At 45.2% G+C, this 25,287-nt stretch carries 22 protein-coding genes and 1 CRISPR repeat array; of the genes, 5 read left to right on the top strand and 17 right to left on the bottom strand.

Going from position 1 to position 25,287, the window contains the following annotated elements:
- Positions 1-104: 104 nt before the first annotated feature.
- The 11 genes from NSQ58_RS24180 to NSQ58_RS24130 form a co-directional block, all read right to left on the bottom strand.
- Positions 105-2,588: a CRISPR-associated helicase/endonuclease Cas3 gene (locus NSQ58_RS24180; RefSeq protein WP_071558840.1), complete on the bottom strand. Its 2,484-nt coding sequence runs from the start codon at positions 2,586-2,588 to the stop codon at positions 105-107.
- Between the two features lie 3 nt (positions 2,589-2,591).
- On the bottom strand, positions 2,592-2,906 hold the full coding sequence (locus NSQ58_RS24175; protein ID WP_071558841.1) for a hypothetical protein: 315 nt from the start codon (positions 2,904-2,906) through the stop codon (positions 2,592-2,594).
- Positions 2,907-3,701: 795 nt separating this feature from the next.
- A CRISPR array of direct repeats spans positions 3,702-5,494; the repeat unit is 32 nt; unit sequence ATTTCAATCCACGCACTCATATAGAGTGCGAC.
- A gap of 246 nt (positions 5,495-5,740) precedes the next feature.
- Positions 5,741-6,550, bottom strand: coding sequence for an SDR family oxidoreductase (locus tag NSQ58_RS24170; RefSeq protein WP_023988269.1), 810 nt, complete (start codon positions 6,548-6,550; stop codon positions 5,741-5,743).
- 265 nt (positions 6,551-6,815) lie between these two features.
- The gene (locus tag NSQ58_RS24165; protein WP_341058322.1) at positions 6,816-7,652 is read right to left on the bottom strand and encodes a hypothetical protein; all 837 of its coding nucleotides are present in this window, start codon (positions 7,650-7,652) and stop codon (positions 6,816-6,818) included.
- 12 nt (positions 7,653-7,664) lie between these two features.
- Positions 7,665-8,417 carry a vWA domain-containing protein gene (locus tag NSQ58_RS24160; protein ID WP_013309992.1) on the bottom strand — a complete coding sequence of 251 codons (753 nt, stop codon included), beginning with the start codon at positions 8,415-8,417 and terminating at the stop codon, positions 7,665-7,667.
- A gap of 84 nt (positions 8,418-8,501) precedes the next feature.
- Positions 8,502-10,547, bottom strand: coding sequence for a hypothetical protein (locus NSQ58_RS24155; RefSeq protein ID WP_076264229.1), 2,046 nt, complete (start codon positions 10,545-10,547; stop codon positions 8,502-8,504).
- A gap of 200 nt (positions 10,548-10,747) precedes the next feature.
- A complete protein-coding gene (locus NSQ58_RS24150) occupies positions 10,748-11,023 on the bottom strand; it encodes a WXG100 family type VII secretion target (protein ID WP_013309990.1) in 276 nt (91 codons plus the stop codon).
- 248 nt (positions 11,024-11,271) lie between these two features.
- Positions 11,272-11,808, bottom strand: a complete 537-nt coding sequence (locus tag NSQ58_RS24145) for a WXG100 family type VII secretion target (RefSeq protein WP_025719059.1) — start codon at positions 11,806-11,808, stop codon at positions 11,272-11,274.
- A 5-nt stretch (positions 11,809-11,813) separates the two neighbouring features.
- Entirely contained in the window at positions 11,814-12,656 is an 843-nt protein-coding gene (locus tag NSQ58_RS24140; protein ID WP_068940682.1) for a hypothetical protein, read from the bottom strand.
- A 16-nt stretch (positions 12,657-12,672) separates the two neighbouring features.
- Positions 12,673-16,668: a type VII secretion protein EssC gene (gene essC, locus NSQ58_RS24135; protein ID WP_076294871.1), complete on the bottom strand. Its 3,996-nt coding sequence runs from the start codon at positions 16,666-16,668 to the stop codon at positions 12,673-12,675.
- Between the two features lie 67 nt (positions 16,669-16,735).
- The gene (locus tag NSQ58_RS24130; protein WP_023988263.1) at positions 16,736-17,056 is read right to left on the bottom strand and encodes a hypothetical protein; all 321 of its coding nucleotides are present in this window, start codon (positions 17,054-17,056) and stop codon (positions 16,736-16,738) included.
- Between the two features lie 389 nt (positions 17,057-17,445).
- On the opposite strand from NSQ58_RS24130, the gene NSQ58_RS24125 reads away from it, so the two are divergent.
- A complete protein-coding gene (locus tag NSQ58_RS24125) occupies positions 17,446-17,685 on the top strand; it encodes a hypothetical protein (RefSeq protein WP_013370782.1) in 240 nt (79 codons plus the stop codon).
- A 128-nt stretch (positions 17,686-17,813) separates the two neighbouring features.
- Here NSQ58_RS24125 and NSQ58_RS24120 read toward each other — a convergent pair whose 3' ends face one another.
- Positions 17,814-17,963: a hypothetical protein gene (locus NSQ58_RS24120; protein WP_023988262.1), complete on the bottom strand. Its 150-nt coding sequence runs from the start codon at positions 17,961-17,963 to the stop codon at positions 17,814-17,816.
- A 216-nt stretch (positions 17,964-18,179) separates the two neighbouring features.
- Here NSQ58_RS24120 and NSQ58_RS24115 point away from each other — a divergent pair, with 216 nt between their 5' ends.
- Positions 18,180-19,199 carry a hypothetical protein gene (locus NSQ58_RS24115; RefSeq protein ID WP_028542692.1) on the top strand — a complete coding sequence of 340 codons (1,020 nt, stop codon included), beginning with the start codon at positions 18,180-18,182 and terminating at the stop codon, positions 19,197-19,199.
- 118 nt (positions 19,200-19,317) lie between these two features.
- Here the strand turns inward: NSQ58_RS24115 and NSQ58_RS24110 are convergent, their stop codons facing one another.
- The 3 genes from NSQ58_RS24110 to NSQ58_RS24100 form a co-directional block, all read right to left on the bottom strand.
- Positions 19,318-19,656 (bottom strand): L,D-transpeptidase, encoded by a 339-nt coding sequence (locus tag NSQ58_RS24110; protein ID WP_023988260.1) that lies wholly within the window; start codon positions 19,654-19,656, stop codon positions 19,318-19,320.
- Between the two features lie 82 nt (positions 19,657-19,738).
- Complete coding sequence (rsgA, locus tag NSQ58_RS24105) at positions 19,739-20,836, bottom strand: ribosome small subunit-dependent GTPase A (protein ID WP_028542693.1); 1,098 nt, start codon at positions 20,834-20,836, stop codon at positions 19,739-19,741.
- 484 nt (positions 20,837-21,320) lie between these two features.
- Positions 21,321-21,917 carry a DUF2087 domain-containing protein gene (locus NSQ58_RS24100; RefSeq protein WP_023988258.1) on the bottom strand — a complete coding sequence of 199 codons (597 nt, stop codon included), beginning with the start codon at positions 21,915-21,917 and terminating at the stop codon, positions 21,321-21,323.
- 295 nt (positions 21,918-22,212) lie between these two features.
- Between NSQ58_RS24100 and NSQ58_RS24095 the strand changes: the two genes are divergently transcribed.
- From NSQ58_RS24095 to NSQ58_RS24085, 3 genes are all read left to right on the top strand, one after another.
- Complete coding sequence (locus NSQ58_RS24095; RefSeq protein WP_023988257.1) at positions 22,213-23,184, top strand: YpdA family putative bacillithiol disulfide reductase; 972 nt, start codon at positions 22,213-22,215, stop codon at positions 23,182-23,184.
- A gap of 22 nt (positions 23,185-23,206) precedes the next feature.
- Positions 23,207-23,650, top strand: coding sequence for a DUF441 domain-containing protein (locus NSQ58_RS24090; protein ID WP_013309978.1), 444 nt, complete (start codon positions 23,207-23,209; stop codon positions 23,648-23,650).
- 115 nt (positions 23,651-23,765) lie between these two features.
- Entirely contained in the window at positions 23,766-24,278 is a 513-nt protein-coding gene (locus NSQ58_RS24085) for a hypothetical protein (protein ID WP_023988256.1), read from the top strand.
- A gap of 133 nt (positions 24,279-24,411) precedes the next feature.
- Here NSQ58_RS24085 and NSQ58_RS24080 read toward each other — a convergent pair whose 3' ends face one another.
- Positions 24,412-24,714, bottom strand: coding sequence for a HesB/YadR/YfhF family protein (locus NSQ58_RS24080; RefSeq protein WP_068940673.1), 303 nt, complete (start codon positions 24,712-24,714; stop codon positions 24,412-24,414).
- 348 nt (positions 24,715-25,062) lie between these two features.
- Positions 25,063-25,248: a hypothetical protein gene (locus NSQ58_RS24075; protein WP_226887697.1), complete on the bottom strand. Its 186-nt coding sequence runs from the start codon at positions 25,246-25,248 to the stop codon at positions 25,063-25,065.
- Between the last annotated feature and the right edge of the window lie 39 nt (positions 25,249-25,287).

Below are 25,287 nucleotides of genomic sequence, written 5' to 3'. Positions count from 1 at the left end.
ACCTCCTTTCTATGACTATTTTTTCTAAACCCAGTACCAGAATATTACTTTTGGCAGGGTCAGTCAATGTAGAATATAAGTCCCTAGACCCAATTAAAGTGTTTTTAAAGGATAAATCTACTATGCAGACTGTCATTTTCAAGATTAAGTCCATAACTGTCATCATAAGCTCCATCGGTTAGTGCATATATTTTTCCATCCAAAAAAGAAACTAACCCCTTATTTTGATCTAATCGGTCTTTCTCATAGTTAAATATATTAATAGTGAATTGTTGTGCCCTGCGTAACAAATCGGTAAGGTCTTCTATGCTTTGCTGTCCATTTAGGTCCGCGATGATCTCCTTTCCTTCTTTTTCTCCATCCCCATAAGGAACAATTACCGCCGTAGTATGATCCTCAATGACTTGAAAATGGTCCGCTGCAGTCCTATAGCTATTCGCTAAGAATAAGGGAAGAATCGTCTCATTTTCTTTGCAATAAGATTGAAAATAAGTATTTTCTATACGATTGGCATATAATAGTTCAGTCATGTTTTTTCTCAATTTAGGAATAAAATAATTTAAGTCGGTCTTTAACTCGGAATAATATTTTTGAAAATATATTTCCATGGACTGAGCTGATAATACGTTTCCGCCTAAGCAAGTTTTGTTACGTTTTAAGTCAATGAACATTTTTCTGGAAATCTCTTTACCTATTCTGATTTCTTTTAATCGCTTGAGATCTTCTTCTTCATGGTCAATGACATATACTTGCTTCATTCTATCTTCTCCGTGGCGATTACATCTGCCCGCCGCCTGAGCAATGGAATCCAAACCAGCCAAGGACCGAATGACACACTTAAAACTGATATCCACTCCCGCTTCAATTAATTGTGTACTGATGCAAACGACAGGCTCTTTATGTTGCAGGTGATTTTTAACTTTCTCCAATATGGAATTGCGATGAGCTGGACACATGGATGTACTTAAATGGTAGATCGGGACTGTACCGCTTTCTTCTTTTAATCTGTGATATAGGTTTTTCACCACTGTTTTTGTATTTAAAATAACGAGCACGCTTTGTTCATCAGCAAGTCTTTCCTCAACAAAGTCGGCAAGTTTCTCCGTATTAAATTTCATATCCGTTGCTTTATCCACAATTTCAACCCGCTTAAACGCTTCTATAACATGGTTCAGGTCATGCACCATTTCTGCATCTGGTTCGATCTCTAGCTTGTTATGTACAAAATCCAATTCGGGTTGTGTAGCCGTGCAGAGAACAATACCTGAATGAGCATATGTTTTCAAAAAATTCACTGCTTGATTAAATAATGAAATACAGTGAGTAGGAACTTTTTGTACTTCATCAAAAATAATGACAGACTCGCTTAAATTGTGAAGTCTACGAATATTTCTACTGCCGCCAGCATAAAAAACATTTAAAAATTGCACCATTGTGGTGAAAATGATCGGCGAATCCCAATTGTCCTTAGCCAGCTTTAATTTTTGGCGCGTACTCACAACTACATCTTCAAGCTCATTACTCTCTCCCTCTTCTACATCGTCCATGACCACATTAGAATGATGTTCCAGAATATTCGCATCGTCCACTATTATTTCGCGAACTTCTCGGGCATTTTGTTCAATAATGGTCGTAAATGGAACGACATAAATAATATGTTTCTTCTTAAATGTTACAGCATGTTTTAAGGCATAACGAAAGCTGGCGAGCGTCTTTCCACCGCCTGTGGGGATCGAGAGCGTATGTATTCCAGAGGGCCTTTCTGCAAACTGTTCGCATTGTTCGGACATTTCTTTTCGAAGTAGATTAATAGGTGTATTGGCATCCTTGGCTGCTTGTAGGGATTTGATGTGCATCATTAATTTTTCGTAATACTCATGAAATAACATTTGGTGATTCATTGCTTCAACTGCGATCTTATCGCCTGTGTTCTTATTTTCTTCAAAGCAGCGAGTATTGGTTCGATCTGCATCGATCAAAGCGCTAAACACAAACTTGGATAAATACATCAATTTGAGTTCAAAATCTGCCTCATCATCTCGGTTCATATATTGATCCAACTCAGCCTTTGCTTGATTCACATAATCAAAAAATGTAGATTTCTCCATGACCTGCTTATAGAAAAACGCTACTGCATCTTCAAACCCTTCTATCTCTAGGTCACGCACCCGATACAAAAATCTTGATTCCAGCTGTGGGGTTAAAAAATCCTGCAAATAAGAATGGTGTGAAATAATAGCGTTTGCTACAACTTCGGTCAATACATATTTGATAAATAAATCCTGCTTATCGAATGTGCCTTTAGGTTGAATGTGAAAAAGATTAAATAATAACTTTCCACCCGCACTAGAATGATCTACACTTCCTCGTTTCGGTGGATTGTCAGGATTTTGTACCGCCAAACGTATGTAATTTTGAAACTTTTCCGTGTACTTCCCCAAGTCATGAAGCATGCCAGCGAGTCCGGTGATATGTCGAATACCTATTTTGTCTCCATAGGCTTCAGCTACTTGTCGGGTTTCCAATAGATGTTCAGCAACCGTTTGAATCTCTTGGTCGCTTTCCCGTATGTGGGCGATATATTGCATTTTTTAATCTCCTTTAGTTTTCTTCGTGAATAACCTCTTCCAAGTAATGACTAACCACATCGGAAGCCAAAAAAGCATAAATAAAATATAGATCGCAGCAATAACACCTTTCTGACCTATTAAATGATAAAGATCATGTAGAGCTTGATAAAGACCCTCTCTAGCTGTTGACAGTTCCTCATCGTTTTCCTCTGGGTTCTCTTGCTGCATTTCCTGTGCACGTTCAGTTAATTCCTTAGATACAAACCAATATCCCACGATAAGGCCTATACCTAGATAGATATAAAAATATAAACCAGGAATGAATAATAAATTCATCTATTTTCCTCCTATGAGCAAATACTTAAACTGTATAATCGTGCCTTAAGGTAAATAGCGACAGCATCTAGAATCCACACTTGGACATTTCCCGTTGTTAAGTGAATTCATAGATAGTGCTAATATAATTGTCCTAGTGTTGTAATTTCTCTTCCTTTCCTCTCTTATCTACTTAATTCAAGGATTACGGTTTCACATCCACAGCTCTATATTCATTTTATGACTTTTAGGTGGTTATTGAAGGAGACTTATATTCCGCTTAAAATACTAGATTCTCTTCTACTTACTAATCATATTAGATCTATTCTCGTTATGTAAACAAATATTATTTTAAATCATGTGGAAATAGTATTTTTAGAGAGAACTAAACTAATAATCTTAAAGTTCATAACACAAATTATATTGGCTCCAATCATGTAAAGTCTGCTGAGAGTTGTTATGCAAGGTTACGAACACTATAGATACTTCAATCCACATACTCGTATAGAGTACGACATGTGAGGCATTGCTTAATTAACATTTGTCAGAATTTCAATCCACGCACTCATATAAAGTGCGACTGTGTTTACGATGGATTACTGGGAGGGTAATGCATTTCAATCCACTCACTCATATAGAGTGCGACACTGACTTCAACGACAAAGCGCTAAGGGACCATTACATTTCAATCCACGCACTCATATAGAGTGCGACTTGACCCTCGTTATATCGGTTTTTACAGGCCGCACGAGGATTTCAATCCACGCACTCATAAGAGTGCGACAAGATACAGGCGAGATCATAGCGTTGGCTGATGATTTCAATCCACGCACTCATATAGAGTGCGACAGTATCTGTCTTCCGACTATGGCGTACCGGAATCTATTTCAATCCACGCACTCATATAGAGTGCGACCAATAATGAGTACACTATGCACTTCCGTTTAGTAGATTTCAATCCACGCACTCATATAGAGTGCGACCGTAACCGTCCCGTTGCTAGGAACCGAGATTAACAATTTCAATCCACGCACTCATATAGAGTGCGACCTGCTCACCGTGAGACGGATACACAAGCCAGCCTGTCATTTCAATCCACGCACTCATATAGAGTGCGACTCTTCGTATCTCCGCACGCTTGCGACTGCGCCGTTATTTCAATCCACGCACTCATATAGAGTGCGACCAGTTCGTTCGCTAGGTAAAAGCAGATAACTGCATTTTATTTCAATCCACGCACTCATATAGAGTGCGACAACAACACTCCGGTATGCATATGAACAGTTTACTGATTTCAATCCACGCACTCATATAGAGTGCGACCATCCAACGTTGTATATACCGAGATTGCGAAGTGATTTCAATCCACGCACTCATATAGAGTGCGACCTCCGAGGAGGGCGAAGTCTTACGCGTCGGTCTCGAAGTATTTCAATCCACGCACTCATATAGAGTGCGACGCCGTCACGCAGACAAGCCATCAATGGTTCGAAGACATTTCAATCCACGCACTCATATAGAGTGCGACCGCACTATTTTCAATATTTCTTCGTATAGGGTTATTTCAATCCACGCACTCATATAGAGTGCGACTTTCTTACTGTTATCAATCAATGAGTCCGTCCAATTTCAATCCACGCACTCATATAGAGTGCGACTTAGTAGAGACTCGTATATTAAATCTGGAGCTAGCAATTTCAATCCACGCACTCATATAGAGTGCGACCAGATGCATTTTATCACGAGGGACATAGGGTCATTTTTATTTCAATCCACGCACTCATATAGAGTGCGACTGTGTCCCATCCGACCAACTCCTTTGTGTCTGATATATTTCAATCCACGCACTCATATAGAGTGCGACGGAGGCTTAGCCCTCCATAAGGGGGATACAAGAGTATTTCAATCCACGCACTCATATAGAGTGCGACTCAAACGGACGATCGCGATGTCCTTATCGGAAGTGATTTCAATCCACGCACTCATATAGAGTGCGACGTCCAAGCCAGACGCAACTAAACGCAGCGATGGCATTTCAATCCACGCACTCATATAGAGTGCGACGTAAGAAGTACGCGGATTATGACGAGTTGAAAACATTTCAATCCACGCACTCATATAGAGTGCGACGACACTTTCCATATTTCTTGTCCCACTCGTATGGGATTATTTCAATCCACGCACTCATATAGAGTGCGACTATGGACGTCTTGCCTGGGTGAATCCAGTACCAAGATATTTCAATCCACGCACTCATATAGAGTGCGACCCCCACAGCGCAAGGTGCGTGACCAGGAGCTCACGATTTCAATCCACGCACTCATATAGAGTGCGACGGCGTGATGGTCTGCTCAAGTGCAGCACTGAGCGTAGATTTCAATCCACGCACTCATATAGAGTGCGACGAAAGAGCCTGACAGAGAACTATGAAGGGCTCGGTAAATTTCAATCCACGCACTCATATAGAGTGCGACGGTGTTCAACGTAGATGCGCTTGCGCTCCAGTACCGTATTTCAATCCACGCACTCATATAGAGTGCGACGCCCGACAAGGCAAGAATCCAATATGAGCGATTGATTTCAATCCACGCACTCATATAGAGTGCGACAGCGAAAATGAAGGAATTCATACCCTAATGATATCAATTCCATGCATTTTCGAAAAAAACGATGCCAAAAAAGCTTGAATCGACTATTGACTTCTAACGAAGAAAGCTAATCCGAATCCATTTCGACAAATTTCGAGGTGCGAAGGACCCGGGGTTTTTATGTGAGCTTCACATTCGCACCGTAACCAAGACAATACACTCAGGATACCACAAAACATTTCTCCGTCCCAGAGCATGCTCTATTTTCTAAAACAATAACGACTCTGCCCCATCAATTACAATTTGTGCACCAGTAATGTGACGCGAATGATCTGAGGCCAAAAATGTCACCAAATCAGCTACCTGCTCGGGTTGACCCGGTCCATCTGCCAACGGTTGCCCTCCTTCGGGAAACTTGACGGGGATGGTAATTTGCTTTAACCCTTCCGATTTCTCCGTGGTTTCATCAATATTGGTCGAAATGGCCCCAGGATAGATGACATTGACACGAATACGGAACTTAGCCAGCTCCAGCGCAGCCATTTTAGCAAAACCGGTTTGACCCGCCTTCGATGTACTGTAGGCTGACATCCCAAAGCTGGTAAAGCGCTGATTTCCATTAATGGAGCTGGTAATAATAATGCTGCCGCCACCGTTCTTTTTCAAATGTGGTATTGTATACTTCACCGTCAGGAAGGTACCATCCAGATTCGTGGACAATGTTTGCCGCCAATCCTCAATGCTCAGATCCTCGATCGGTCCGACGACCCCGTTAATCCCGGCATTAGCAAAAATGATATGCAGACCGCCAAATAATTCAACCGCTTCCAGAACTGCTTTTTCCACACGCACCGGATCAGCAATGTCCACGTCAAATGCCCGAGCTGATCCTTCACGTATGGCATTAATTTCTCTTTCCGTCTCCAAAATGCGCTCATTACTTACGTCAAAAAGAGCGACATTCGCTCCTTCTCTGGCCATTTGAATGGCCGTTGCCTTTCCAATCCCAGAACCAGCCCCCGTGATTAGAGCGGTTTTGCCTTCAAAGCGCGCGCCTCCTGCATATGTGTAGCTCATATGTATCGCTCCCTTTCAGTAATCTGTATAATCACAAGATTACCCAAAAGGATATACTTTATAATCACCATTTTTGCGCATTTTTTGCTATTCCTTTGCGGTATTTAAGAAAAGGACGAATATTACGCGCATTAGCGCGTCTTTCCTTCTCCTCCTCGTTACATTCTATAAATATCTTAACGAATCGTATTTTTCTATGTATTCATCAAAAAAAGGACGTTATACAACCATGGATATGGATGCATACGTCCTTTTGCTTATTCATTTACCACTGAAGCTCAATAAATGCAGCATCATCATCAAGTCCCCCGGTATGGGATGCGTCCAATAATACCTGTATCTGCTCATCAGGGACAGGCTCGCGAATGGGGTCCAAATCGGATAAACCGTCCGTATACACCTGTAATCTCATAGGCATTTCTGCGGGTATGCTTCTTTCGTACCAATGAGGCTTCCCACCAATCGGCCCACGACTTGTAGACCAGCGCTCCGATGTAGAAAAGGTATGATCGAACAGCTCGCTAATTTCCTCGGCACCGTTCCATAGTCGCAAACGTGAATCCCCTTGCCAGGCAAGTCGGAGACGGCCACGGCTACCACGCTTCGGCAGTTCGATTTTACCGCAAATATACATGGACTGGCTTCCCTGACGACGTTTATCTTCCAATACCGACCGCATTAAGCCTGATTCATGATCCAAAGGCTGCCGATCCAGTTCCTCTGCCGCTGTACCTGCCAAACGTTCAAGGTACACTCTTAACTGATCAACAGACAGATCTTGTCCCCGTTCCATCCAATCCAGTAAAGAGGAACCCAGATAGCGGGCTGCAAAATCTCCTCGGTAACTGAGCCCGACACCATCACACAAGACAAAACAACAGACGGATTTATGAATACGTACTGCGGCGAAATCCTGTCCGCTTTCCCCCATACTGGCAGATTCGGCAGATCTTCCATAGCCATAACGACACATAAAACGACTGTGATGAGATGATAAAGGCTGATCGCCTGTCTGAGAGCTTATGTAAGCAAATTGCTGAGTCAGCCTTGCATTCATTCCCTTTTTTTTGCTCGCGGGGAGCAGGGACAGCAGTGGATTCATGCTTTTACCTCCTTACCGTACAGGCGTTGCAGCCGACATTTGGAACCCAATGGACACCAGTTCCGCACAGGTTCCGGGCAGCATCATAATGGCTCCTTCACCTAACTGATAATCCGCCTCAAATAGCATTTCCCGATAGCTTTCAGGCAGCACAGAAGACATATCACGCAATTTCACAGCATGTTCATCCTGCAACGGCGTATTATGTGTCAGACCTTTCCATCGACGGGGGTCCTGAATAGGCGTTTCCAGCAACCTGTCGGATAAAAATATATTTTCCACCAGTACATTACCGTCCGGTACACTCATGCTCATAATGCGCTTCGCAATCGGTTCCGGATCATCGCCAGTGGAAACCCCATCTGTCATATGACAGACCAAAGGTGCAGGACAGTCCTGCATCCCTGGTAATTCTGCCTGCAAAATACGCTCAGCTTGCAGGAAGGCTTTTGCTGAATCTGAAAATCGTTTGGGTGTCAAATCGGGCAACGAACCAATGGCCGCGATTTCATCAATTCCCTTGACACCATTCAGCAGGTCATACACGTCGTCACTATAAGCTAAAATCGCAATCCGATAGCGTGCTGTCAGCCGATTTCCTTTGGTTGATCGGAAAACCATCTGCCGGATCGCCAACGATATAGCTTCATATACAACGTCAATACGCCGCCGCCCCTCCATCAGCATGTTCATCGACGCGCTGATGTCAATCAGGTAAATGATCAGGGCGGGAGTGCGTTGTGAAGCCTGTATTGTATAATTCATGGTTTGTACATGCTCCCCTCAGTTACCTTCTATCTTCATCTGTTTTGTAGCTATCATTCCGCCCATATATAAACATATGAAATATTAAATTTTAGGCAGTCTAAAATTCGTATCGCCTAAAAAATTATAGATCGAGGAAGCCCGATATCCCACTTCGCCTACCGAACGATAATAAGAAGGATTACTATCATATAGTGTTCTAAAACGCTTCGCAAAGCTCTTTGCCTTCGCAGCGCTTCCACCTTCCTGAGAGGCATATGCCTTGTTGTACAGGGAAATAAGCTGAAGAACGTTCTCCTTGTTTCGTGCATGCATAGACTCTTTTTGCTTTTGTTCCGCCTCGGCTGCTGCCTTACGAGCTGCCTCTTCCTGGGCGGCACGGGTTTCCTGCTCCTTTTTCAAAGCCAAGTATTTTTCATACTTTGCCTGTTGATCATACGCTTTTTGCTTCGCCAACTTGGCAGCCGCCTGCTTATTTTGTTCCTTTTGGGCGAGATAAGCTTCATATTTAACCTGTTGATCGATAAGGGCTTGCTGTCTCTTCTGCTCTTCCTGTTGCTTTTGAGCGGCAAGTACCTGCTGTTTGGCCTGCTGTTCCGCTTCCTGGCGTTGTTTCTCCGTCAGCAATTTTTGAGCGGCTTCCTGCTCGGCTGCCAGCTTTTCCTCGGCCGCCTTTGCAGCCTTCGCTGCCTCTTCCTGCTTGGCCGCCTCGATTTGCCGCTGATTGGACTGATCTGCAAGAATATTCACGGCTGGGATTCCAGCTGCCAACAGAACGACTGCGGCCGCAGTTGTCACGATAAACGCTTTGGAGCGATACCAGGCTTTTGATTTTTCAGGTTGCTCCGGCGTCTTGGGATTCAACTGCTCCTCTAGCCCTGTGATCGCAGCCGACACCTCCACATGCAGAGGACTGCCGTCTTCTACAAAATGATACAACGACCGGTATACTTCCAGCGCTGCAGCAGGTTTGTTCTGCTGCTCCAAATCACGTGCCTGTCGGAACAGCTTGTCCGTTACCCCACGCTCTCCCTGCTCCAGGGCAGCCTGATTTAGCAGTGCAGCCTGTTCAGCCTTGAGCGGTGCAGGTGCTGACAAAGAAGATGCAGCTTCACTGGAAAGGCCACTCACCGCTGCCGATTCTATTGTTTCTGTCGCAGCAGGCTCCGGTTCTATAGCCTCAACTGGAATTTCCTGCTCAGTAACTGCATTAAGTACAACCAACCATTCGCCAAAAGTAGGGCAACTGCTTAAATCCTGACTATCCCAGGCGCGGCTGAACAATTCTACCACCTTGCTGCCCCAGCGGGATTCAAGTGATTTTCGTAAAATAAAATAACGTTCGCAAGGCGTCTGCATTTCATGCTGATCAAAATAACTTTCGCCCCACGCTTTGTCGACTACAACACGGTCAGACCAGCCTAGCATTTCTCCTATAATAATTGCCCCTGCAAAACGGTCTGCATACGCACTCCATAAACCGCTGTGGACGGTACGATGGGCGGCATACCCTGGCGAACCTGCCAATAGAGCATCTGGACGATCCATTTTAGTACTATACATTTGTTCCACGTCCACCAATTCCACAGCTGACGTGCCTTGAGGCAGTTCCACTTCAGAAAAAAACGGAAGCATCACATTCGGCGCCGATAAATCACAGTGCGCCAATCCTTTTTGCTCCATAGCTGAACCGATCCCTGCCAATGCTCTGGCTAAAGCCAGACTATCGGAAGCCTCAAGCTGACGCTGATCTGTGAGACAATCGAACCATGTCATACCGTGAACCCATGGCATCAGCACCGCATACAGCAAATCAGGCTGCTCCGCGATCAGACTTCCGTTTCTTTCTGGAGTGAGCACATCACGCTTGCATACCTGCAAACCGGGAATATCCCCGTATGCTTCCATATGCTCAGATTGATAAACCATAGCCGGGATGCGGAACTTCGGAAAAAACACTTTAAGGGCTTTTGCCTCATGCGGTGCTCCGTTTTTGGCATTCAGCTGGTATACAATTCCCTGCCGCCCTGCTTGAGCATAGGCTAAACCGGGTGCAGCGGGATGTCGTCCAACCACATAAGCTGTGCCGTTTATGATCAATTCGTCTCCCGGATTCGGTTGAAAAGACATGAAACATCCCTCTCCTTACATCATTCAGTATGCTAGTTTTCCTCACCTTATTATATACATCTATGGATGGCAAGAAAACCGGGTATCCGAAGATCGCCCGGTTTTTCCTGAACATCCTGTGCCAAACCGTGAGGAATGGCTCACATATTGCTTCTTATAGAGTGGTATATGACAAGTTAATGCCTATCAGGCAAGGCAACTTATTTCGTTTGGTCAACCGTACGGAATTTGTTAGCGATAGCTGTCAATTCTTGGCTGATGCTGTTCAAAGTCGTTACGAAAGCTTGCATTTGTTTGCTAGCTTCCTGAAACTCTTGGAAGAAGCGTTGTTTAGTCATACCTTCCCATTGACCTTCCATACCTGAGATGGACTGTGTCAAACTGGAAACGATCTGTTGGCTTTGCTCACCACTTTGTTTAAATTGGTTAGCCACCTGATCAACCTGTTCTGGGGTAATTAAAATGCGTCCTGCCATTTTTTGCGTCCTCCTTGATGATAAAAATGTTTTTGTTTTATCTAGTTCAAATTGTACTATGGCTATTTAATTCCCTACAAAAGGCAAAGGACCTAATTGTAACAATCCCACTTTTTAACTATAAAACAGCATCTAACAGTATAATATTAACAAAACAACCACCTAATAAGTCCCATAAAGTCGGGAATTGCGAAACGAATCAAGTAAATTTTGCAGTCGATCCAGATTGTCCCGGAACGCGATCCCAACTAAGCGACAGGCTGATCTCTTGCTGTAGACGGATCAGTAAAATACCAATCCTGCGGACTGCTAGAAGACGCCTGCATCAGAATATCCTGATGCAACGTTTCTACATCCGAAGACTGTACACCAGCAATGGCATGTACGACAGACTGCGGGTTTGAAATCAGACTGCCTGCTTCCGAAGCTTGCCCAGGCAGAATAGACGGTGATTGCTGATTCGACCAATCGAGCATTGTGACGGGTCGTCCCAATGGTTGGCTGGCAAATGACAGAATCGTTTGATAGTTGTGGTCAACAGACTGAAACTGCTCTGCCTTTCGGTTCAGTTGTGTACCTGATGTATGGAGGTAAGCATGGATCTGTTCTGACATCCGCTTGGCCTGCATCCAATGATTCAAGATCGCCTCGCGTGCAGATACATCCCAATCCAGCGATTGTAACGCCTGCTCCAAACCTGCTGTTAACTGTTGAATTTGCTCCGCCGCATGCTGTAGCTGCCCGCTAAGCCCCCGAAGCACATCCGGTTCAACTCGAATGCGCATATCCATCACCCTTCTTCTGTCACTTCTTCATTCACTGCCGACTGTTTCAACCAATTTAATAATAAATCCACAAACTGATCTCTTGAAGCCATAGCTGCAATCAGCCAGTCTCCGTTACCACTTGAGCTCATCCGAAATATCCAGTTCATTGCAGGACACAGGACAAAGGCTGCCCGTTGTGATTCCCACTCCCTGCCGTTCCATACCAGCAATTGCAGTTCTCCCTCGGCAACACGGGAACTCAAAGACTGAGCCAGTCTTGCAGCCCCCTCTGCATCTCCGCTAGCCTCGGTCAGTTTACTGCTGATCAGAGACACACTTTCTCCTGCCGATTGCTCGTAAATTTTATTAAATGCCTGCTTGGAGAACATAAGTGCGGGGGATTCAGGCACAAGTCGATCTACCCAACCCATTTTATCAATCAATGTCTCGCAAGCCTTTTCCACATTACCCAGATCATACAGTCGATACTCATCGGGTTCATCAGCGGATTTCACGAGTTCCACTACACGCTCGTTCGTGCAATGGAGATAGCCTTCAAACCGCTTACCTCCCCGCACATAGCGTATACGGCAAGCCCTGTTGGATAATCCCGCGATAGCGACTCTTGAAAAAACGGTAGGAGGCATTGCTAGCTCTTTGCCCTTATCTACCCGCTTTAGATACCCCTTTTCCAAAAGAGTAGCTTTTACCTGCTCCCACTCTTCCGCCAACTCCTCTGCTAGATAGCCCTTAAACGGATCTTCCACCCCAAGCAGTCTGTCAGAACCCAGTACGCCTGCCAGAAAAAACAGTTCCTTCGCCTTGAGGGTTATTAACTTCTGCTTGGAAGCTTGAAACGTTAACATTATGAGCCACCTCCCTTCAAACTACAACATGCCATCGGTCACGAATTTTCGTTATCCAATCCTCACAGCTCACTTGCTCTGAGAAGGGAATTGCCGCTTTTATCCTGGTAAATTTGCGCCGTACGTAGTATCCCTGCCCAGGTGGCAGGACTTTTAGGCCACCAGCAGCGGCGTTCGCCTCCGAATAAGGGATACGAAAGAACGATAGATCATTCGAATCTAGTGTTCCAAATAGCATACCGCTTTGGCTTGCCTTGACATCATTAAACCAGTCCACACCAAAGGTAGGGAAATCAGATGGCACACCCGAGAGCACGACATGCACATTGCGATCACGTCCCAACCGTACAATGGCAGAGAGCTGATCCTTTATCATAAAATCGTTCAGTTGCTTACTTAACATATCCGCATCATCAATGACCAGGAGCAATTCGGGATCATTCCCCTCCTTGTTCCGCTGTTGAACGATATCATACACTTTCTGTACCAGAGGTCCCATTTCTTCCTCGCTTTCGGCAGCAGCCTTAACATGAGGAAGATGCCGTAATCTAGATAGTCCTCCGCCTCCATAGCGTGTATCGATCGTATAGACCTCCAATTGATCGGGTGATGTGTAATAAGCAAGCGATATAATCCAGCTCATTAGAAAAGAGGTTTTTCCACCCTCCATTGGACTACCCACTATAAAATTGGGCCCTTCTTTCAGATTCAGGAGAAAAGGCTCAAGATCGTCACTCTGTAGACCTACAGGTACTTCATAAGGAAGTGCACCCGATGGTCCACTTGTTCGATCCCACTGCTGAAGCAGTTCCGACAGTGGAATCCGCTCAGGTAATGGGAGGATGGCTGGTGCGTGCTTGCCTTTCCATTCCTGCACAATGCCAGCAATATTGCGACGTAACCGTGCTGATCGCTCCGCCTCATCTTCTCCTGGTGAAGGCAATGCCGTCTGGAACTCCAGCGGAGGAACATGCCCTTTAACCAGAGCGCGGCCTGGAATTAACGGTCCTGGCGTTTTGGCTGGTCGTCCTACCGCATAGTAATAGTCACTCGGGTCGGACATTTCAAAAGAAACAGCATTCGGTATGTTACTGCGGAATTTCTCAAACACATCGGTAATCCGATTCGCTGTAATGATAAACGTAATACCTAGACTGCCTCCTTCTCGCAAAAGAGATTCCAGCAGTTCATTTTCATCTGGATAAGCATTACGGAAATTAAGATATCCATCAATAACTACGACAATTTGCGGAATATCCTCAACAGCAGAACGTCGATAAGAGCTTATTGTTTTGACACCAGCCTCGGAAAGCATTTCCTTGCGTACGGCCACCATCTTGAACAGATAACGGAACAGTCGCTTGATCCGGTCATCCTCCTCAGCCATCATAACAGCCCCGATTTGGGGAAGTTCCCCAAAGTCGCGCATCGTTCGACCCATATCAATGATATACCCGTTCCAATGATTCGCTGCAAAACGCTGAGCCGTGGACATCAGCAATGTATGCAAAAAGGTCGTTTTTCCCATGCCCGGCATGCCATACACAGCCCAATGACCATGATCCAGCGATGCATAAATTGGCTCCTGCCGCTGATTCGGCAAATCATCCACCAGACCAATAAGGGCCTTCAACTCCAAAGGTGATGATGTACTATCTATTTCGGTGCATGCCGGCAGATTTGTTAAATCCAGCAATTCAGGCAGCGGCGGAAGCCACGGTCCCTGAAGTCGTTCGATCCCTGCCTTAGCAGCCTCATTCGCAATATAATCAATAAATACTTGAAGCTGTTTAGGGGCTTCTTCTCCTTTTAAGCCTGAGCTTGCCCGTTCGCCGCCCGTCAGTAGCGCTTCACGTTTCCCGTTCAGTCTCACTTCATGTACAGGTAGTGCAGAAGAAATATCGCTGTTGCCTATATACGGCGCACCGCTCCAAGCAAACTGCATCTCTTCAAACACCTCGTCGCTACCGACCTGGAAATATCCTCGTCCCGGCTTCGTAATCCACGCGGCATTCGGTATTTTCAACATGTCACGGCTATCACCTTCGCTTTGCACCCGTAAGCAGATGCGGAACCTGGAGTTACTCCAGATCTTATCATCTACGACACCTGCGGGCTTTTGCGTCGCCAAAATCAAATGGACACCTAGTGTCCGCCCAATCGCGGCAATACTGATTAGCTCGTCCATAAACTCTGGCTGATCCCGCTTTAATTGTGCAAATTCATCAATAATAATAACCAGATGAGGCAGCGGTTGTTCCTGCCGCTGCTGGAGTAGTCTGTAATATTCATCAATATGCTGTAAATTGCCTGCATCGTTCAATATCTTCTGTCGACGAACCAGTTCTGCTTTAAGAGATATTTTGGCGCGTTCAATCAAATTATTGTCCAAGTTCGTGATCGTACCCACAACATGCGGCAAGTTAACGAACGTGTTGGACATGCCTCCACCCTTGTAATCGATCAGCATAAAAGCAAGATCATGCGGATGAAACTCGGCAGCAAGCGAGGCTACGATGGACTGGATAACCTCACTCTTCCCTGAACCCGTTGTACCGGCGATCAAGCCATGGGGACCATGTCCTTGACGCTCTATCTTATCATGCAGGTTAATCATAATCCTCTTACCGCCTGCTCGCACGCCCATCGGCACAGGTAAGGTATCGGGATGGCGGTTACGTCGCCACCGATCTGCCACGTTCAGTTCTTCCACACTCGCTACGCTCATCATATCAAACAGAGGCAGCACAGCGGGAATGTCAGAAGCAGAGGAACGCTTCAAGCGAATAGGAGCCATGTACCGCGCCAATGCATCGGCTTCCTCTTTTGACAAACGATCCGGTTTAAAACTTTGCTGTTCAACCTCTGCCGATTCTGATTTGCGGGCATATACGCCCTGCTCTTTGGAAGCCTCCACAATCAGCTGACACTGCATCGGCAAAGCCTCTTTACGAGAAGCCAGCACAATCGTACACGCATCAATGGCTCGACCGTCCTCCAGTAACAACGGCAGCAACGGTTCCTCCTCAATCAGCTGGGTGTCAGATAAAACAACGATATAACACGGGACTTCCATCCCTTTGCCCTGGCGATCATTGCGATTATTTTTACGGCGGTTCAGTCTGGCAAACAGAAAATCAGCTAATTGATGTGCACTGCTACTGCGGTCTGACATCATTCTCTGGATGCGGTCATCATCCCACACATGTGGGAGCCAGCGCATCCAAGTCCATTCACTTTCCTCTCGCTCGTCATAGAAGGAAGCAATTTTCACTTCATCTGGCGAGTGACGAACCGTCACCTGTGCCAAAATGACTCTTAACGCAGCAAGGGTATGCTCCCGGTCGCCGACCAATCCAACCACTTTGGATTGAAACAGCGGTAATGCAATGGAAGCAGCGTCTACCAGACGAAATTCCTCTTCCAGCTCATCCGCAGCTCCCAACAAAGGATCTCGGTCATAACCATCTGGACGTGGAATTTGCAATTTAATATGAAAGGGAACTTGTCCAGTCCCAATACGCACCTGCAAAAAGTCCTCATCCTCCGGTGATCGTTCCCAGAGTGAACTATTGCGGTTTTTGACGATTTGAGTGCATATTTGCGGGTCACCGTGAATTTCATATAGTGTGCGAATTTGCTCCTCGCGTTTCATTTCAAGTTCTTCACGATGCTTTTGAAGCTGTTCCCGGTACATCCGGTCCCGTTCCTCCAGATTGCGCTTGTATTCCTTCTTATTATTTAAATAGACGAAAAAAGGAATCGTATAAGATGTAAGCATCATGACCACAGTGACCATCTGGAACATCAAATAGTTACTGTTACCCATCTTGCCTGTTTTGCTCATATATACGTAAAAGCCTATAGTCACCAACGTCATCATTAACGGAATAAGTATAGATATAATAGAAAAAGACGGCTTGCTCGGCTCAGCCGGAGGCCGTAAAATCTCCAGCTTCTCCTCTCGGAGCGCCGGCCTTAATCTCGGGGATCGCTGGTATAATGCATTCAAGACAAAAGTCCCCCTTTTCGCTTACTATTTCATTTTACCAAGGTTTCATATAATTTCATGTGTGTATTTACCCATTTTTTTCACTTTGAAACAGAGAACGCCTTCCATACACAGGCGCTTCGTCCTGAGTTGTCGAAAAAGCGCGCTGAATACGCACAGTACAGCCTTCCCGTAAGCCTGATCCTGTGAGTAGCTGGTTATCCCCCACCCTGAACCAAAGCCCTTCCGGGAACTTTGCTTCCATAATATATTGCATGCCTTCCGCCGGAGGCTCGCCGAAAATGCGCACACCCAGCATCAGCTTTAAATGTTCCACCGAGTATTCATCAGCTACCTCGATGTCAAACCACTCTGTTTCCTGTCGTCCTGAAAGCACGGTCAGGATCATCTGTCATCCCTCCCGATCCTTAATATATAGCAAAGTTCACGCAAAAAGCCTATTTCAACGGAAATATGGCTATCGTAACTGTAGCATCCGACTATTAGACTGTCAATTTGTTACAAAATACCCACTCTAAAAATTAAACAGCGACTTTAGTCATATTCTCTCACATTAGTAGAGTCATTGGTATCAATAATATGTATTTAATCGTTTCTAATACGGCTATATACGTCATTTTGTCGATTAGTTAGAACTAAATTCGATTGTTCCCTAGATTGTTGTGAACACTTTGTAAATTTTTCAGACCTTTATGTTTTTATAAGGTGTTTTTAAGGTAATTTTAAGAAACGGGCACTACAATAAAGCCATGAAATAACTCAGGCGAGGTGATTTTTGTGAGAACATTAATTACATTTCAAAACAAACGTATTCCCGTATACTTCAATCAAGAAAATAAGCAACCGGTACAAAAAACTTTAAAACTTCTAAGTAACACTTTGGAGAATAAAATCTCCAGCGGCAAGCGTGCCCTTCAAAAATGTCTTAACTCTTTGATCAGTATAGAGATTGTCGGTTGTGAAGCCATCCTGCATAGCGTTAGTGAAAATGATTCATTGGCATTGTCCCTCTATTAAGAGGGACTTTTTTTTGTCCACATTAGACACAAAAAAGAGAGGGGCATTTCAGCACCCTCTCCATATCAGCAGCTTTGAAACATGATACATGTGACTTACCGCAGCTTATTCATTTGATCAGACTCTATTTAAAGTATTCTGCGATAACCTTTTTTACCGCCTCGTTCCTTATTCTGCGCCTTCTCAATCCGTATTCTAAACAGTTCTAGTAAATTAGCGCGTGTATGCTCTTCCCGGCAGTTGTCCAGCTTTTTTAAGATAAAACGGTCAATGGACATATGACTCAGGCTCCTTTACAGCAAGCTGCCCCTGCTTTTCAAGGGGATGATCAGGCTATCCATTTTTAACCATTCTGTACGTTGTTTAAACAGGTACGTTCCTTAAGGGATAAAGCAGGCGGGATTACATACCCTTTAATTAGGGTAAATACATAAAGTTTCGAAAATTTTATCACGTTAAGCCTGGAAGCTATGGACAAGGAGCGAGCAGAAACCATGAGTAAACACATGATTACCAAAATAGGCTGGAACCTTTTATGTGCATTCTTAATCCTAACGATGATGGCTGCATGCAGCAGGGAAAAAGCTTCAACCCGGAGTATGGCCCAACATGAAGCTGAAGCACGTGCCTACACCGTAACGGGCAATCCCAACCAAGGCGCATCATCGCTTGATGAACGAGCTGCCAATCATACACCTGTTCATCAGCAAGGCAGCAGCTATGTCGAAATATCAGGTGGCGTTAGCATTGATAAAAATACCGTGAAAGTTACAGGACATTCCAACCTCCCGGCCGGAGCACGGATCAAAGGGAATCTTGCGGTCAAAAACTCCCTGTTAACTGGGTACACGGATGAGACCACTATTCAAAAGGACGGAAGTTTTATACTCCGAGTGCAACGCCCTGGAATACAGGGCAGTATGGATCTGACTGTTCTGTTCCGTCCGGATGACCAAGACAATGAGATACGAAATCTGTATGGCAGCGGTGGCAACAAATTGGAAGGTCCTTATGTATATCAATACGAAGAAAACAAACAGCTTTTGCATGAAGTTCGGATTGGGGCTGAATTTGATCCTGAACAAGAACGCAATACCCCTTTAGTTAAGCCCGTCTGGAACAAACCTAAGGACTACGGTAGCCCTCAAGTGTGGATTAAGCCTGATGTGAAGCAAGAAGGTAACTATTATCATGTATATGCGCGCAGCAATTTGCTGGAAGGGTCAGACGTCAAACTCACGATTGATTTTCCGGGACGATGGCAGTTTGGCTACGATGATCAAACCAAAGTTATGCCTGACGGCTCCTTCAGCATGAGGGTCAAAAAGCCGAGCCTTGCCAACCGTTACACCATAGTCATAAGTTTCGAACCAAACGAAGATATGTGGACCAACGCCAAACAGGCGTATGGTACACAAGGAGAACGTCTTTCGGGACCGTTAGTCAAATCCGCAGACGACAAAGAGGGCTCCAAACAAATTGAAGCCCGTATCCCTATCCAACCCAAATCGTAACTAAACACAGCATCTAACTTAAAGTTACGGCCGTTCGCCATGAAATACGCTTCACAGATACAGCCTATGACGCGGTATCCACGTCTGAGTAGATACAGAATCTAGTGTCGTCTAGCCGCTACGGCTGTATCGTGACTGGCGTGCCTATACTTACCTTTTCCTGAAGCTCAAGCACATCCTTATTCTGCATTCGAATGCAGCCATGTGACACCATCTTGCCAATGGACCATGGCTCATTGGTGCCGTGAATGCCATAATGCGGCTTGGACAGCCCCATCCAGAACGCTCCGAAAGGGCCGCCGGGATTGGGCTGTTTGTTAATAATCGTAAATTGCCCATGCGGTGTCTGTGTAGCCAGCTTGCCAATACCGACTGGATAACTAAGAACAATCTGATCTCCATCTTTCAAATATAAACGACGATCCGATAAATCCACCACAATGCTGTAGTTCGGCATATATTCACCCCTTTATACCATATGCCGACTACAACATAGATTTTCTTATATTTTTACATTTGATGCTTCACTGCAGTTCGGCTTACCACTCCACATCACGTCGCCAGCCGCTTCGCTGATCCCTACGACCCGGGGTTGTGCTTGAACGGCTATCTTTCCTGCGCCGGTCTGCCTCCTTACGCGCCTGATATTCCAGTTCCCGCTGCATTTTGCGATAATTGTTCACTCTGGATTCCGACAATTCCCCTCTCTCTATAGCTTCCTCCACTGCACATCCAGCTTCGCCCTTATGCTTGCAATCTGCAAAACGGCATTGCTGCGCCGTTTCCATAATATCCGAAAAGGTATGAGCGACCCCCATGGAATCATCCCACAGATTTAACTCGCGCATACCAGGTGTATCCAGCAAAACGGCTTGCTTTGCGATGGGAAAAAGCTGTCGGTGAGTGGTGGTGTGCCTGCCTCGACTGTCTTCCTCCCTCACATCCTGTGTCAGTTGAACTTCAGATCCGGAGAGCCAGTTTACTATCGTGGATTTTCCACTACCGGAAGAGCCTGTCAAAGCAACTGTACAGCCAGGTTGAAGAAACGCCTCCAGTTGCTCTCTGCCTTCGTTCTGCAAAGCAGAAATAACGATAACAGGTACACCAGGGGCAACTCCCTCCGCTTCAGCAACCCGTTGTTCGACATCTTCACAAAGATCACTCTTACTCAAAACGACAACCGGGTTTACCCCGCTGTTCCAAGCCATAATTAAATACCGTTCCAGTCTGCGCATATTAAAATCATGATTCAGCGCATTAACAAGGAACAACGTATCCACATTGGTAGCGATTAGCTGCTCCTTCGTCTCAAAGCCCGCGGCCTGTCTAGATATTCGACTTTTCCGTGGCAAGACGGCATGGATGACTGCATCCGACACTTCATCTGGCGTAGTGATTGCTAGCCAGTCCCCTACAGCAGGCATTTCCGCCGGATCGACAATAGCATGTCGTAGCTTACCTGAAGCCGCTCCCCAGCGTTCTCCATCCATTGTGATAAGCTTCACCTTTTGTCCATAATCGGCAATCAAGCGGGCAGGACGTACCTGTGTATTTCCTACGCGTTCCTCAAAACTTTGCTTCCATTGGTCCCAAAAACCGTTCCAGTAATCAGACCAACCGTATTCATGTATACTCATTGTTTTCCTCCTGAAATCATTATTATTTTTTTGATCGTAGTGTTATTCGATCGATCGGTATACATTTTTCTCCCCGCATGCAAACAACGCAAAAAATCCGCAGGGGTTTCCCTGCGGAGGGTATACGATTCAGGCCGATGTGATCCGTTCGTTCACTTAAGCAAGCAGTCTTCACAGACCACTCCCCAGAACCAGCAACTGGATAACAAGATGCCTAACCATAAAAAATCCGCAGGGAATCACTCCCTGCGGATTTCGTTGGTTCTACTGCCAACCAACTGCTAAGCCAAGACTATAGATCTATACAGTCTTTAACCGTGCATCGTCCGTGCGGGAGACAAGTCATTCTGCTGCTGAACCCATCCATTCATGTTCGTACGCATATAACATCGCCTCCTCCTAAAATTTCCTTTATCATACAAGTCCATCAATTGTCTGTCAAGGCTGCCCACGAAACTTTTTTGAAATCTTTGTCAAGTTTCGTTTAGTGTACTTGATCCCAGCGCGTCCACATCTCACGCGGGTTCAATTCGTACATTTCCCGTTCCCTGTACATAAACTGATGCATAATCAGCTCACGCCGAATCGTTGCAAAATCCTCATGGTATTGCTTGATCCACTCGTTTAATTCACGTTCAGGATACATGCGGCCTGGCTCCAGCTTTTCTGCCAGCATCTGAAGGACGATTAATTTTTTCTTATACTGCGCAGGGATTTGGCGCAACTTGCCGTCCTTGGAAAAAAAATTGCGTAAGACCGACGCCTCCAGCGTTTCATTCAACTCTGACATCTCTTCCTCCCCCTCTCCTTTTTCGAAAATAAATCGCACCGTCGCCTCGGCATGCTGCCGGATCAGCTCTGGATTCAGTGTAAAATACACCATGTTTTTATCACGTCGTTCCTTAATCAGCCCAGCCTCACGGAGTTTGGAAGCATGATGTGTAACAGTCGGCTGGGACAAATTCAGCTTTTTCGCCAAAGCTTGACCATGCATCTCCCCACGGGACAAAAGAAGTAATATTCGCATACGCGTTGGATCAGCGAGTGCTTTATGATAATTGACCATTTTATCCAGTTGCATCGTTATTGCACCTCTTTTCACTAGTACATACTTGCTATGCAAGCGAATTCAATCACATAAAATAGATATATATCTAATTATATGTTTACTAAAAGTAGCTGTCAATCTTCACCTTCCATCATCACTTTCTGAAAACGGCTGGATATTGTGTTCGCATTGCGGTAGGATTATTATTTGAAAACTTCTCACATACTGAGCTATTTGCTTCAATCCTGAGATCCGTTTTTAATCGTCAAAATAATGTTAACCCTACAAAACAGGCGTAATAAACCAATACAACTGGAGGTTCATCCAAATGTACGACGTAATCATTATCGGTGGCGGACCCTGCGGACTATCCGCTGCAATCGAATGCAGCCGCAGAGGTTTGCAAACTGTCATTATTGAAAAAAGCAACATCGTTCACTCCATTTTTCTGTATCCGACCAACATGCAGTTTTTTAGCACCGCCGAACTACTGGAAATCGGTGATGTTCCATTCAGCACCCCTAATGATAAACCTTTTCGTCATGAAGCACTGGCGTACTATCGTAAGGTAGCCACTCATTATAACTTGAACATTCAGCATTATGAGGAGGCCCAGTCCATTCATCGCCAGGATGACGGTACATTTACCGTACATACCCTGAGCAAAGGGGAAATAACCAAAACGTATTCGTCACGCTATGTCGTTGTGGCTACAGGATATTTTGATCATCCGAACTATTTGGGCATTCCTGGGGAACAATTGGATAAAGTCACGCACTATTTCAGCGAAGCCCATCCCTATACAGGAACCCGGGTCGCAGTCATCGGTGGCAGTAACTCTGCGGTAGATGCTGCAATGGAATTGGTGCGGGTCGGAGCTACGATTGATATGGTATATCGTCGAAGCGAGTTGTCCCAATACATCAAGCCGTGGGTTCGTCCACTGTTTGACAGTATGGTACAAAAAGGGAAGATCACGCTGCACTTAGGCGCACGCATTACCGAAATTCATCCAGACCATGTCGTAGTCACTCCGCTGGACACTGAAGCATTCCGGCTCGAAAATGATTTTGTACTGGCACTGACTGGATTTCACCCGGAACGAAAACTACTGGAGTCTGTTGGCGTCCACATGGCTGAGGATCTGGACAAACCAGAATTTAATCCTGCCACGATGGAAACGAACATCCCAGGTATATATGTCGCTGGGGTCATCGCTTCAGGCAGCAATGCCAATGAAGTGTTTATTGAAACAGGCCGCTGGCACGGGCGACAAATCGCCGAACATATCCAAAGCTAAATAAACGAAGGAGAACATCTGTATGGATTACAGCTCACTTATCTTACTGGTATTGGCTGGTCTTGGGATTGTTAGTGGCAACTCTACCGTGACTATTGCCATGGTTGTATTACTGCTGCTGCGGGTAACCAGCTTTCATTCTGCTTTCCCCTGGCTTGAAAGGTATGGCCTGACAATCGGAATTATTATTTTGACGATTGGGGTCATGACCCCGCTAGCCAGCGGTAAAATCAGTATCAATCAGGTGATGGAGTCTTTCCTGCACTGGAAATCACTGCTCGCGATTGGTATCGGAATTTTGGTAGCCTATCTTGGCGGCCGCGGAGTAACTTTGATGTCTGGACAGCCCATTATTGTGACAGGTTTACTGATCGGGACCGTCATTGGCGTTGCCTTCTTTAAAGGAGTTCCTGTTGGACCTCTGATTGCTGCCGGATTGCTTTCCTTGTTAATCGGCCGCAGCTAAATTCGTACAACAAATATAGGAATAAATGATAGCAATCTGCATGTCGGGCTGAATTCAGTCCCGCTTTGTGGTATACTCATATCGCATAATTTGGTAAATGCAGGAGGCTTGACCGATGTCTCGACAATTTGTAACGGAAGCTGTAATGGTGGCTATATACGGCCAACTACTTACATCTCCCGCCCCTGTGGAATATATAGTGCCATACACATCACTGCTAGAGCTATACGAATTCCAGGATAGCACAGAGCCGCTCATGGATAATCCTATGGACGATCAACATGTGAAGCGGAAGGTAAGCGAGTTGATCAGTTATTTTGAGGAACCGTTGAATCAGAAGAAAATTCGGCGTGCCCTTCAGATGCCTTGGGCCAAGAGCTTGCCTATTCTATTCGATGCCAATACATCACTCATTATCATTAATGCTGTTGATACTGCGCATTACGGAGAATATTTTGATCCAATTGAGACTGAACTGGTGTTGACAGCTCAACGTGAATCATTACCTATTCTGACAGATCAATTGGACTGGATCCACCGCATTATCGAAGCTTCCGTACCTGTACATGTGTACGACATTGATGATTTTGATTTTGCACTCGATGGCCCGATACTTAACAACCCTTAACATACGACATACCCGCCTTAACCACAAAAAAGCGGCGGAGCATCATGTACAGGTTCATCTCCTGTAACACGATACTCCACCGCTTTTCTTGTCCAAGAACAACTATTTGCACGCTATGATTGACAGTAGAGCGCTAAGCTTGTCCATCCTCAACATAGGTGTAAATAATGTCATCATGTTCCTCCAAATACTTAACTTCCAGATGATGGCCCTTCAGATACCAGTAATCCTGGTCCTCCATATAAAACGTAATGCCAGCCGCTTCATGCTGTAATACGGGGTGCTGCGGAGGCTCTACGGCAATTCCCAGAGAAAAGCCTGGATGCAACCCGCCGCCAGAGCTATAGCGAACAAAAAAACGGATCGCATCTCCACGATTCAAACTAAGCTCCTTAATGTACCACTGTGCCGCAGGTTCAGTTACCTGTATGCTCATACGTTATGCTCATCTCCTTGTACAATGACGTCTGCCAACTATATCATAGCATCTTTTAGAATGACCACCAACCGTCCCAACCTAGCGAGATTCTTGGACAAGTCATATACATTTTTTTGAAAAAGGTTTGACAATTCGCAAAAAAGGGTGTTAAGATTCAACCATACGAGATCCATTTTGAAATTTATTACCAATTTGAACGATTACTCATGTTAGAATGAACCCATTTTGAGGAAGAAAGGAGTGTTACCGGTGCTAAAATTTCCTATTGCATTTTACCCACATCTACAAACACAACAACTTCATACCGGAGCATCTCCCCTGTCGCATCCTTCAGAATTGGGCCATTCACGTTGTATGGTTTAATACGAGTGGCTGCCTGCGTTTGAGCAGTTTTTCAGTGGTGAGTGTGCTGAAAATACCTGCGCGCCATATGATATTGAGATTTAGGGCATATCGTCTGCGGACGGTATGCCTTTTTTGCGCCTGTTGCCGGATCATATTTGTGGTAGCAAGTCGCTGTTGTTTCTTCAAAATGGTACACAACTCTCGAAAGAACTTGTCATGAAAGGA

It is taken from the genome of Paenibacillus sp. FSL M7-0134 (assembly GCF_038007865.1).
Classification (GTDB): domain Bacteria; phylum Bacillota; class Bacilli; order Paenibacillales; family Paenibacillaceae; genus Paenibacillus; species Paenibacillus polymyxa_B.
Note: the sequence above shows the minus strand (reverse complement) of the source record. Positions and strands in the feature narration are given on the sequence as shown.